The organism is Streptomyces sp. NPDC086777 (assembly GCF_040702065.1).
Taxonomy (GTDB): Bacteria; Actinomycetota; Actinomycetes; order Streptomycetales; family Streptomycetaceae; genus Streptomyces.
Genome location: NZ_JBFBJI010000025.1, coordinates 96456 through 108589, shown reverse-complemented (window position 1 = coordinate 108589; position 12134 = coordinate 96456). Strand labels below are relative to the sequence as shown.

Annotated in this window: 8 protein-coding genes; 7 read left to right on the top strand and 1 reads right to left on the bottom strand. The window is 71.5% G+C overall.

What is annotated here, in order from left to right; all coding sequences use genetic code 11:
* Positions 1 to 30 precede the first annotated feature (30 nt).
* Positions 31 to 1233: a signal recognition particle-docking protein FtsY gene (gene ftsY / locus AB0472_RS30720; protein ID WP_366361144.1), complete on the top strand. Its 1203-nt coding sequence runs from the start codon at positions 31 to 33 to the stop codon at positions 1231 to 1233.
* Between the two features lie 97 nt (positions 1234 to 1330).
* On the opposite strand, the gene AB0472_RS30715 is transcribed toward ftsY, so the two are convergent.
* Positions 1331 to 1987, bottom strand: a complete 657-nt coding sequence (locus AB0472_RS30715) for a bifunctional DNA primase/polymerase (RefSeq protein WP_366361142.1) — start codon at positions 1985 to 1987, stop codon at positions 1331 to 1333.
* A 457-nt stretch (positions 1988 to 2444) separates the two neighbouring features.
* On the opposite strand from AB0472_RS30715, the gene AB0472_RS30710 reads away from it, so the two are divergent.
* The 6 genes from AB0472_RS30710 to ftsH all read left to right on the top strand — a co-directional run bounded on the left by AB0472_RS30710 (position 2445) and on the right by ftsH (position 12061).
* Positions 2445 to 3929 (top strand): hypothetical protein, encoded by a 1485-nt coding sequence (locus AB0472_RS30710; protein WP_366361140.1) that lies wholly within the window; start codon positions 2445 to 2447, stop codon positions 3927 to 3929.
* Between the two features lie 330 nt (positions 3930 to 4259).
* Positions 4260 to 5600: an ammonium transporter gene (locus tag AB0472_RS30705; protein WP_366361138.1), complete on the top strand. Its 1341-nt coding sequence runs from the start codon at positions 4260 to 4262 to the stop codon at positions 5598 to 5600.
* Positions 5597 to 5935 (top strand): P-II family nitrogen regulator, encoded by a 339-nt coding sequence (locus AB0472_RS30700; RefSeq protein WP_031181810.1) that lies wholly within the window; start codon positions 5597 to 5599, stop codon positions 5933 to 5935. Before AB0472_RS30705 ends, AB0472_RS30700 begins: the two co-directional genes overlap by 4 nt.
* Before the next feature lie 35 nt (positions 5936 to 5970).
* Positions 5971 to 8427 (top strand): [protein-PII] uridylyltransferase, encoded by a 2457-nt coding sequence (locus AB0472_RS30695; protein ID WP_366361136.1) that lies wholly within the window; start codon positions 5971 to 5973, stop codon positions 8425 to 8427.
* Between the two features lie 93 nt (positions 8428 to 8520).
* Entirely contained in the window at positions 8521 to 10068 is a 1548-nt protein-coding gene (gene ffh, locus AB0472_RS30690) for a signal recognition particle protein (RefSeq protein WP_366361134.1), read from the top strand.
* 49 nt (positions 10069 to 10117) lie between these two features.
* On the top strand, positions 10118 to 12061 hold the full coding sequence (gene ftsH, locus AB0472_RS30685; RefSeq protein WP_366361132.1) for an ATP-dependent zinc metalloprotease FtsH: 1944 nt from the start codon (positions 10118 to 10120) through the stop codon (positions 12059 to 12061).
* Positions 12062 to 12134: the final 73 nt, after the last annotated feature.

The window sequence follows — 12134 nt, the reverse complement described above, 5'->3', positions numbered from 1 at the left end:
CGCGGGGGAGGGATGGATACTGGTCGGGTTATGGAAACCGTCATCCTTGCTGTAGTCATCGCCGTAGTCGTGCTCGGCGCGCTCGGCGGGCTCGTCGTCGGCAGCCGGCGCAAGAAGTCGCTGCCCCCGCCGCCCCCCGCCGCGCCCGACATCACCGCACCCCCGGCCGAGCCGCACGTCGGCGACGAGGCCGAGACGCCGCGCGACGAACCGCGCCGGACGATAGAGGAGGTCGACCTCCCCGACGGCTCGGCTCCCGTCGCCGTCGAAGAGCCCCCCGCGGTCGAAGCGCCCGAGATCGAGATCCCCGAGCCCACCGCCGGCCGGCTGGTCCGGCTGCGCGCCAGGCTCTCCCGGTCGCAGACCGCGCTCGGCAAGGGGCTGCTCGCGCTGCTCTCGCGCGAGCACCTCGACGACGAGACGTGGGAGGAGATCGAGGACACCCTGCTCACCGCCGACGTCGGCGTGCAGCCCACCACCGAGCTGGTCGACCGGCTGCGCGAGCGCGTGAAGGTGCTCGGCACCCGCACCCCCCAGGAGCTTCGCGGCCTGCTTCGCGAGGAGCTGCTCAGGCTGGTCGGCACCGACCTCGACCGTGAGGTGAAGACCGAGCCCGCCGACCGCAAGCCGGGCATCGTGATGGTCGTCGGCGTCAATGGCACCGGCAAGACCACCACCACCGGCAAGCTCGCCCGCGTCCTCGTCGCCGACGGCCGTACGGTCGTGCTCGGTGCCGCCGACACCTTCCGGGCCGCCGCCGCGGACCAGCTCCAGACCTGGGGCGAGCGCGTCGGTGCCCACACCGTACGCGGCCCCGAGGCCGGTGACCCCGCCTCCGTCGCCTTCGACGCGGTGAAGGAGGGCAAGGAGATGGGGGTGGACGTCGTGCTGATCGACACCGCCGGGCGCCTCCACACCAAGACCGGCCTCATGGACGAGCTGGGCAAGGTCAAGCGGGTCGTGGAGAAGCACGCGCCGCTGGACGAGGTGCTGCTCGTCCTCGACGCCACCACCGGGCAGAACGGCCTCGTCCAGGCCCGGGTCTTCGCCGAGGTCGTCGACATCACCGGCATCGTCCTCACCAAGCTGGACGGCACCGCCAAGGGCGGCATCGTGATCGCGGTCCAGCGCGAGCTGGGCGTCCCCGTGAAGCTCATCGGCCTGGGCGAGGGCGCGGACGACCTGGCGCCGTTCGAGCCGGAGGCGTTCGTTGACGCCCTTATCGGGGAGTGACCCGGGTCAATTCACCCACCCGAGAGCGCGGAGAAGCGCCCGATCCCCGAGACACGGCCGGGGGCGGGCGCTTCGGCGTACCGGCTGACCTCCGCGGTTATGCCCGCGACCGGTGCGCCACGTAGGCCAGGGTGCCCAGCAGCAGCCGCGCCGCCGGGAGCCTGGTCGCCGAGTCCAGCGCCGGCGGGCACAGCCAGCGCACCGGGCCCAGGCCGCCCCGGTCGGAGGGCGGGGCGGTGACGTACGTGCCCGTGCCGAGGCCGCGCAGGTCCAGGGATGTCGGGTCGTCCCAGCCCATGCGGTACAGCAGCGCGGGGAGTTCGGCGGCGGCGCCGGGGGCGACCAGGAAGTGGGCGCGGCCGTCCGGGGTGGCGGTGACCGGGCCGAGCGGCAGGCCCATGCGCTCCAGGCGGACCAGGGCGCGGCGTCCGGCCGGTTCGGCCACCTCGATCACGTCGAACGCGCGGCCGACCGGGAGCATCACCGCGGCGCCCGGGAACTCGCCCCAGGCCTTGGTGACCTCGTCGAGCGTGGCGCCCGCGGGCACCTGGGGTGCGAAGTCCAGTGGATGCGCTCCCGGCGCGGGACAGCCGGCCCGGCCGCAGGAGCATGCCCCGGCCGCGGCCCGGGCGCCGGGCACCACGTCCCAGCCCCACAGTCCGGTGAACTCGGCGACGGCGGTGCAGTCCGATGAACGACCTCGCCGGCGTGTGCCGGAGCGGATCTCGCGAATGCCGCCGATCGTGAAGCCCATGCCCCCTCCAACGGGTCCGGCGCGCCGGTGGTTACGACACGGAACGGGACGGAAACGGAACGTGACGCTACGGCTCCGCTTTCCCTGCGGCTCGCAAGGTCATGGCAGCGCTTTGAAGCTCCCCGGGTGGTGCACCTGGGGACATGCGCCCCCGCGTGCACCGCTCCGCCTACTCCCGGCCGTCCTATGTCAAGTGAATCGCGCCAAGGGCATCGTGAGTTCATTCGAAGGGGTGGCGAATGGTGGCGTTTCCGGGATCGCCGTGGCTGGAGCAGTGATCGTAGGATTACTTTGAGTGCACGAGGCCTGGGGGCACTTGCACTCGTGGGTATGCCGGAGGCAACTCGGGATCCCGTTCGAAGGGTGAGAACTACCGGACGGGCAGCCGTATTTACCGGCATTCTGATAGGGCTTGGCGCATCCGGCATCAAGTGGTCTCAGGGATGGGGGCGTTCCAGTGGGCGGCAACGGCGGAAGCGGGGCGACCGCGACCAGCACCGACAAGCGCCCCAACGAGCTGCTCAACTCGTGGTTCGTGCGCAGCGGCTGGTCGAAGGGCGAGCTGGCGCGGCAGGTGAACCGCAGAGCACGTCAGTTGGGCGCCAACCACATCTCCACGGACACGTCCAGGGTGCGCCGCTGGCTGGACGGGGAGAACCCGCGCGAGCCGATCCCCCGGATCCTCTCCGAGCTGTTCTCCGAGCGGTTCGGCTGCGTCGTCTCGGTCGAGGACCTCGGGCTGCGGGCCGCCCGTCAGTCACCCTCCGCGACCGGCGTCGACCTGCCCTGGACGGGCCCGCAGACGGTGGCCCTGCTCAGCGAGTTCTCGCGCAGCGACCTGATGCTGGCGCGGCGCGGCTTCCTCGGAACCTCGCTGGTGCTGTCTGCGGGCCCGTCCCTCATCGAGCCCATGCAGCGCTGGCTGGTCCCCTCGCCGGGCGGCCCGCAGCAGACCTCCGAGCCGTCCGCCGACCCCCGACGCCCCGGCCGCATCTCCCGGCCCGAGCTGGCCCTCCTGGAGTCCACCACGGAGATGTTCCGTCAGTGGGACGCCCAGTGCGGCGGCGGCCTGCGCCGCAAGGCGGTCGTCGGCCAGCTGCACGAGGTCACCGACCTCCTCCAGGAGCCCCAGCCCGAGGCCACCGCCCGCAAGCTCTTCAAGGTCGCGGCCGAACTCGCCGAGCTGGCCGGCTGGATGTCGTACGACGTGGGTCTCCAGCCCACCGCCCAGAAGTACTTCGTACTCGCCCTGCACGCGGCCAAGGAGGCCGGTGACAAGCCGCTCGGCTCGTACGTCCTGTCCAGCATGAGCCGCCAGATGATCCACCTCGGCCGGCCCGACGACGCCCTGGAGCTGATCCACCTCGCCCAGTACGGCAGCCGCGACTGCGCGAGCCCGCGCACCCAGGCGATGCTGTATGCGATGGAGGCCCGCGCCTACGCCAACATGGGCCAGCCGGGCAAGTGCAAGCGCGCGGTCCGGATGGCCGAGGACACCTTCGCCGAGGCCGGCGAGTGGGACGAGCCGGACCCCGACTGGATCCGCTTCTTCTCCGAGGCCGAGCTCTACGGCGAGAACAGCCACTCCTTCCGCGACCTGGCCTACGTCGCCGGCCGCAGCCCCACCTATGCCTCGCTGGCCGAGCCGCTGATGCGCAAGGCCGTCGAACTGTTCGCCAAGGACGCCGAGCACCAGCGCTCGTACGCGCTCAACCTCATCGGCATGGCCACCGTGCACCTGCTGCGCGGCGAGCCCGAGCAGAGCACGGTTCTGGCCTCCCAGGCGATGGGCATCGCCAAGAAGGTGCGCTCCGAGCGCGTCAACACTCGTATTCGAAAGACGGTCGACACGGCTGTCCGCGACTACGGCGGCCTCGCGGCCGTCGTCGACCTCACCGAACAGCTCGCCGCCAACCTCCCGGAGACCGCCGAGGCGGTCTGAACCCCGGCACTTCCCAGACCCCGGCCGCGGCCGGCCCTCCCGAACTGCCCGACTCGGCTCCCCCATGCCAGGTCATCGGACGGCCGACCGCGGCCGGTTCTTTCCTCTGCGAGAAGGTTGCGCCACGATAACGATCCCGCAGCGGGACATCTTGCAATTCATCCACCCGTAACACGCCAGGCGCCTTCGTCACTCCGGCGAAACAACGAGGGGCAACGACGGAAACCGCGCTGCGTCAATCTCATGGCGCATAACCGGCCCACCCCCCGCTTGACCGGACCGCTCACGCTCCGACCCGCACGGGGCCGTACAACCGACGAGGAGACGCCGATGGCACCAGCCGCCATCACGCTTGCCGCGGAGGCACCCAAGCTGTCCTCCGCGAACACAGGCTTCATGCTCATCTGCTCCGCCCTGGTGCTCCTCATGACGCCGGGTCTCGCCTTCTTCTACGGCGGCATGGTCCGCGTGAAGAGCACCCTGAACATGCTGATGATGAGTTTCGTCAGCATCGGGATCGTCACGATCCTGTGGGTGCTCTACGGCTTCTCCCTGGCCTTCGGCTCCAGCAACGGCTTCATCGGCTTCAACTCCGACTGGCTGGGCATGAGCAACGTCGGCCTGACGGAGCTCTGGGACGGCTACACGATCCCGATCTTCGTCTTCATGGTCTTCCAGATGATGTTCGCGGTCATCACCCCGGCCCTGATAAGCGGTGCCATCGCCGACCGCGTCAAGTTCTCGGCCTGGGCGCTCTTCGTCGCCCTGTGGCTGACGATCGTCTACGTCCCGGTCGCCCACTGGGTCTGGGGCGCCGACGGCTGGGCCTACAAGCTCGGCGTGATCGACTTCGCCGGTGGTACCGCGGTCCACATCAACGCCGGTGCCGGCGCCCTCGGCGTCATCCTGGTCATCGGCAAGCGCGTCGGCTTCAAGAAGGACCCGATGCGCCCGCACAGCCTCCCGCTGGTCATGCTCGGCGCCGGTCTGCTGTGGTTCGGCTGGTTCGGCTTCAACGCCGGCTCCTGGCTCGGCAACGACGACGGCGTCGGCGCGCTGATGTTCGTCAACACGCAGGTCGCCACCGCCGCCGCCATGCTCGCCTGGCTCGCCTACGAGAAGATCCGGCACGGCGCGTTCACCACCCTGGGCGCCGCCTCCGGTGCGGTCGCCGGTCTGGTCGCGATCACCCCGTCCGGCGGTGCGGTCTCCCCGCTCGGCGCGATCGCCGTCGGCGCCATCGCCGGTGTCGCCTGCGCCGCGGCCGTCGGCCTGAAGTTCAAGTTCGGCTACGACGACTCCCTCGACGTGGTCGGCGTCCACATGGTCGGCGGCATCATCGGCTCCCTGCTCATCGGCTTCTTCGCCACCGGCAAGGGCCAGTCCACCGCGACCGGCGTCTTCTACGGCGACCACTCCTTCACCCAGCTGTGGAAGCAGTTCGCCGGTGTCGGCGCGGTCCTCGGCTACTCCCTGGTCGCCTCCGCGGTCCTCGCCTTCCTCCTCGACAAGACCCTCGGCATGCGGGTCACCGAGGACGAGGAGGTCTCCGGCATCGACCAGGCCGAACACGCCGAGACTGCATACGACTTCAGCGGCACGGGCGGCGGTGTCATCGGCTCCGTCTCCGCCGCGGCCCTGGCCGGGACGAGCAAGAAGGTGGACGCATGAGGCTCATCACCGCCGTCGTGAAGCCGCACCGGCTCGACGAGATCAAGGAGGCCCTGCAGGCCTTCGGCGTCCACGGCCTCACGGTCACCGAGGCCAGCGGCTACGGTCGGCAGCGCGGCCACACCGAGGTCTACCGTGGTGCCGAGTACACGGTCGACCTGGTGCCCAAGATCCGCATCGAGGTGCTGGCCGAGGACGAGGACGCCGAGCAGCTGATCGACGTCATCGTCAAGGCCGCCCGCACCGGCAAGATCGGTGACGGCAAGGTCTGGTCGCTCCCGGTCGAGACCGCCGTACGGGTCCGCACCGGCGAGCGCGGACCGGACGCACTGTAGAACAGGACCATCTGAATACAGGCAGGAGTCGCTGGGTGACGGGTACGGAAGTTCGGAACGACGCGGAGAACACGGGACCCAGCGGCTACGCGGCGGCCCGGCTGCGCCTCCTCACCGAGGGGGCGCGGTCCGGGCCGCCGCGCCGTACCGCCCTCGCCGAGCTGACCGACGAATGGCTGACCGGGCTGTTCGCGGCGGCGGCCGAGGGCATCAGGGGCGGCGTCTCGCTGGTCGCCGTCGGCGGCTACGGCCGCGCCGAACTCTCCCCGCGCAGCGACCTCGACCTCCTGCTGCTGCACGACGGCACCGACACCGGAGCGGTGGCCGCCGTCGCCGACCGGCTCTGGTACCCGGTCTGGGACCTCGGCCTGGCCCTCGACCACTCCGTACGCACCCCCGCCGAGGCCCGCAGGACCGCCGGCGAGGACCTCAAGGTCCAGCTCGGCCTCCTCGACGCCCGCCACATCGCCGGCGACCTCGGCCTGACCTCCGCCCTGCGCACCGCGATCCTCGCGGACTGGCGCAACCAGGCGCCCAAGCGACTCCCCGAGCTCCAGGAACTCTGCATCGAGCGCGCCGAACGCCAGGGCGAACTCCAGTACCTCCTGGAACCCGACCTGAAGGAGGCCCGCGGCGGCCTCCGGGACGCCACCGCCCTGCGCGCCGTCGCCGCCTCATGGCTGGCCGACGCCCCCCGCGAGGGCCTCGCCGACGCCCGCAGGCGCCTCCTGGACGTCCGCGACGCCCTGCATCTGACCACGGGCCGCGCCACCGACCGCCTCGCGCTCCAGGAGCAGGACCAGGTCGCCGCCGAACTGGACCTCCTCGACGCCGACACCCTGCTGCGCCAGGTCTACGAGTCCGCGCGCGTCATTTCGTACGCCAGTGACGTCACCTGGCGCGAGGTGGGGCGGGTGCTGCGCTCACGTGCCGTCCGGCCCCGGCTGCGCGCCATGCTGGGCGGCGGCAAGCCCGTCGCCGAACGCTCCCCGCTCGCCGAGGGCGTGGTGGAGCAGGACGGCGAGGTGGTGCTCGCCCGCGCCGCCCGCCCCGAACGCGACCCCGTGCTCCCGCTGCGCGCCGCGGCCGCCGCCGCCCAGGCCGGCCTCCCGCTCTCCCTGCACGCCGTACGGCGCATGGCCGCCACCGCCCGCCCCCTGCCCACGCCCTGGCCCGCCGAGGCCCGCGAGCAGTTGGTCACCCTGCTCGGCTCCGGCCGCCCCACCGTCGAGGTCTGGGAGGCGCTGGAGGCCGAGGGCCTGATCACCCGCCTGCTGCCCGACTGGGAGCGGGTCCGGTGCCGCCCGCAGCGCAACGCCGTGCACGTCTGGACCGTCGACCGGCACCTCATCGAGACCGCCGTCCGCGCCTCCGAGTTCACCCGCCGCGTCCACCGCCCCGACCTCCTGCTGGTCGCTGCCCTGCTGCACGACATCGGCAAGGGCTGGCCCGGCGACCACTCGGTGGCCGGTGAGATCATCGTCAAGGACGTGGCGGCCAGGATCGGCTTCGACCGCGCCGACGTGGCGGTCCTGTCCACGCTCGTCCGCCACCACCTGCTGCTCATCGAGACCGCCACCCGGCGCGACCTGGACGACCCGGCCACGGTCCGCCTGGTCGCCGACGCGGTCGGCACCCAGGGCACCCTGGAGCTGCTGCACGCCCTCACCGAGGCCGATGCGCTCGCCACCGGCCCGGCGGCCTGGTCCTCCTGGCGCGGCTCCCTCGTCGCCGACCTGGTGAAGCGGGTCTCGGCGGTCCTCGCCGGGGACCTCGCCGACGAGCCCGAGCCCGGCGCGCCCACCGCCGAACAGGAGCGGCTGGCCATCGAGGCCTTCCGCACCGGGGCCCCGGTCCTCGCCCTGCGCGCCCAGACCGAGCCGGCCGCCACCGACGAGGAGCCCGCCGGCGACCCCGAACCGCTCGGCGTCGAGCTGCTCATCGCCGTACCCGACCAGCCGGGCGTGCTCCCGGCCGTCTCCGGCGTGCTGGCCGTGCACCGCCTCACGGTCCGCACCGCCGAGCTGCGCGCCGTCCGGCTCCCCGACGACGTCGACGACGGCACGGTCCTGCTGCTCGACTGGCGGGTCGCGGCCGAGTACGGCTCCCTGCCGCAGGCCGCCCGCCTGCGGGCCGACCTCGTCCGGGCGCTGGACGGCTCCCTGGACATCGCGGGCCGCCTCGCGGAGCGGGACGCCGCCTACCCGAGGCGCCGGGGCTGGGTGGCCCCGCCGCCGCGCGTGACGGTGGCCTCGGCGGCCTCCCGGCACGCCACCGTGTTCGAGGTGCGTGCCCAGGACGCCCCAGGCCTGCTGTTCCGGATCGGGCGGGCCCTGGAGGACGCCGAGGTGCGGGTGCGCAGCGCACACGTCAGCACGCTCGGCTCGAACGCCGTCGACGCCTTCTACGTCACCGGCACCGACCACGCGCCGCTGCCGGCGGAGGAGGCGGCCTCCGTGGCGCGCAAACTGGAGGAGACCCTGAGGGGCTGATCGCACGGGCGTGCACGGCGGGGACCACTTCCTTGCGCGGCCGGATACCCTGGAAGACGCTCACCGACCCCGACTCCGAGGACCGACGCCGCCGTGTTCGACACTCTCTCCGACCGCCTTTCAGCGACCTTCAAGAACCTGCGCGGCAAAGGGCGTCTGAGCGAAGCCGACATCGACGCCGTGGCGCGGGAGATCCGCATCGCGCTGCTCGAAGCCGATGTGGCCCTCCCGGTCGTCCGTGCCTTCATCAAGAACGTCAAGGAGCGGGCGCTCGGCGCCGAGGTCTCGCGTTCGATGAACCCGGCCCAGCAGGTCCTGCTGATCGTGAAGGACGAGCTGGTCACGATCCTCGGCGGCGAGACCCGTCGCCTGCGGTTCGCCAAGCAGCCGCCCACCGTGATCATGCTCGCGGGTCTCCAGGGTGCCGGTAAGACCACCCTGGCGGGCAAGCTCGGCCGCTGGCTGAAGGAACAGGGCCATTCGCCCGTCCTCGTCGCCGCCGACCTCCAGCGCCCCAACGCCGTCAACCAGCTGAGCGTGGTCGCCGAGCGCGCCGGTGTCGCCGTCTACGCGCCCGAGCCGGGCAACGGCGTCGGCGACCCGGTCAAGGTCGCCAAGGACTCCGTCGAGTTCGCGAAGTCCAAGGTCCACGACATCGTGATCGTGGACACCGCCGGCCGGCTCGGCATCGACCAGGAGCTGATGCAGCAGGCGGCCGACATCCGGGACGCCGTCTCGCCCGACGAGATCCTCTTCGTCGTCGACGCCATGATCGGCCAGGACGCCGTCACCACCGCCGAGGCCTTCCGCGACGGCGTCGGCTTCGACGGTGTCGTCCTGTCCAAGCTCGACGGTGACGCCCGTGGCGGTGCCGCGCTGTCGATCCGCCAGGTCACCGGCAAGCCGATCATGTTCGCGTCGAGCGGTGAGAAGCTCGACGACTTCGACGCCTTCCACCCGGACCGGATGGCCTCCCGCATCCTCGACCAGGGTGACCTGCTCACCCTGCTCGAGCAGGCCGGGAAGGTGTTCGACCAGGAAGAGGCCGAGAAGATGGCCTCCAAGCTGGCGTCCAAGAAGGGCCAGGACTTCACCCTGGACGACTTCCTGGCCCAGATGGAACAGGTCAGGAAGATGGGCAGCATCAGCAAGCTGCTCGGGATGCTGCCCGGCATGGGCCAGATCAAGGACCAGATCAGCAACCTCGACGAGCGGGACGTCGACCGCACCGCCGCGATCATCAAGTCGATGACCCCGGCCGAGCGCCAGGAACCGACGATCATCAACGGCTCGCGCCGCGCCCGTATCGCCAAGGGTTCCGGTGTCGAGGTCAGCGCCGTGAAGAACCTGGTCGAGCGGTTCTTCGAGGCCCGCAAGATGATGTCCCGCATGGCCCAGGGCGGCGGCATGCCGGGCATGCCGGGGATCCCGGGCATGGGCGGCGGCCCCGGCCGGCAGAAGAAGCAGCCGAAGCAGGCCAAGGGCAAGCAGCGTTCCGGCAACCCGATGAAGCGCAAGCAGCAGGAGCTCGAGGAGGCCGCGCGCCGCGAGGCCGCCGCACAGGGCGGCGCCCTCGGACTCCCGCAGCAGGGCGCCCAGGACTTCGAGCTGCCGGACGAGTTCAAGAAGTTCATGGGCTGAGTTCACCTGTGCGGGTGCCAGGGGTTGGTCCGTGTCGTACGGTCCGCATATGACCAACCCCGCGCCGCCGCGCAAGTCACCCGACCAGCCCTGGCGTACGGAGGGCGCTCCCGAGGAGCCGCCCAAGCCGCCGAACGGCGGGCGGAAGATGCACGGCGGCTGGTGGCGGCTGATCGTCACCGCCCTGGTGGTGTACCTGCTGGCCAACCTGGTGCTGTCCTACTTCGACCAGGAGAACGAGCCGACGATTTCGTACACCGAGTTCAGCAAGCAGGTCAACGACGGCAACGTCGAGAAGATCTACGCCAAGGGCGACTCGATCCAGGGGCAGCTCAAGAAGGAGCAGAAGAACCCCGAGGCCGGCGGGAACTACACCAAGTTCAACACCGAGCGGCCCTCCTTCGCCGGTGACGACCTCTGGACCAGCCTGACCAAGCACAACGTGACGGTCACCGCGGAACCGGTCGTCCAGCACCGCAGCTTTCTCGCCAATCTGCTGATCTCGCTGGCACCGATCATCATCCTCGTCGCGGTGTGGGTCTTCATCGCCCGCCGGATGAGCGCGGGCCTCGGCGGCGCGGGCGGCATGCTGGGCCGCAAGGCGCCGCCCAAGCCGGTCGAACTGGAGCCCGGACAGCAGCGCACCACCTTCGAGGACGTGGCCGGCATCGACGAGGTCGAGGGCGAGCTCAACGACGTCGTCGACTTCCTGAAGAACCCCGACGCCTACCGCAGGATGGGCGCCAAGATGCCGCGGGGCGTGCTCCTCGCCGGCCCGCCCGGCACCGGCAAGACCCTGCTCGCGCGGGCCGTCGCCGGCGAGGCGGGGGTGCCGTTCTTCTCGGCGTCCGCCTCCGAGTTCATCGAGATGATCGTCGGCGTCGGCGCCTCCCGCGTGCGCGAACTGTTCGCCGAGGCCCGCAAGGTCGCCCCGTCCATCATCTTCATCGACGAGATCGACACCATCGGCCGGGCCCGCGGCGGCGGCGCCTCCATGGGCGGCCACGACGAGCGCGAGCAGACCCTCAACCAGATCCTCACCGAGATGGACGGCTTCTCCGGCTCCGAGGGCGTCATCGTCATCGCCGCCACCAACCGCGCCGACATCCTCGACCCCGCCCTCACCCGGCCCGGCCGCTTCGACCGGGTCGTCCAGGTCTCGCCCCCCGACCGCACCGGCCGCGAGGCCATCCTGCAGATCCACACCCGCCGGATCCCGCTCGCCGAGGGCGTCGACCTCGCCCAGGTCGCCCGTACGACCCCGGGCATGACCGGCGCCGAACTGGCCAACCTCGCCAACGAGGCCGCCCTCCTCGCCGTCAAGCGCAAACAGGACAAGGTCACCCAGTCCGACCTCTCCGAGGCCCTGGAGAAGGTCCAGCTCGGCGCCGAACGCCCGCTGGTGATGCCCGAGGAGGAGCGGCGCAGGACCGCCTACCACGAGAGCGGCCACGCCCTGCTCGGCATGCTCCAGCCCGGCGCCGACCCGGTCCGCAAGATCACCATCGTGCCGCGCGGCCGCGCCCTCGGCGTCACGCTCTCCACGCCGGACGCCGACAAGTACGCGTACACCGAGGAGTACCTGCGCGGCCGCATCATCGGCGCCCTCGGCGGCATGGCGGCCGAGCAGGTCGTCTACGGCGTGATCACCACCGGCTCGGAGAGCGACCTGGAACAGGTCACGAGCATCGCGCGCGGGATGGTCTCCCGCTGGGGCATGAGCGAGGAGGTCGGGCGCCTCTCCGCCCTCCCCGGCGACGCCCAGCAGGCCTACGGCCTCGCCGCGGCGCCCCAGACCCTCGACGTGATCGACACCGAGATGCGCCGCATCGTCGACGAGTGCTACGACGAGGCCCGCCGCAAGCTCCGGGACCACCGGGGTCAGCTCGACGCCCTGGCCCAGGCCCTCCTGGAGAACGAGACCCTGGAGGAGGCAGACGCGTACCGCATCGCGGGGATCACCAGACTGACCAAGGACGCGGACGAGGCCTGATCGCCCCAGCGACCGTCTCGCATGTGAGTGCCCCAGCGCCGAGCGCCCCGAAGGGGAGCTGGGGGTACCCCCG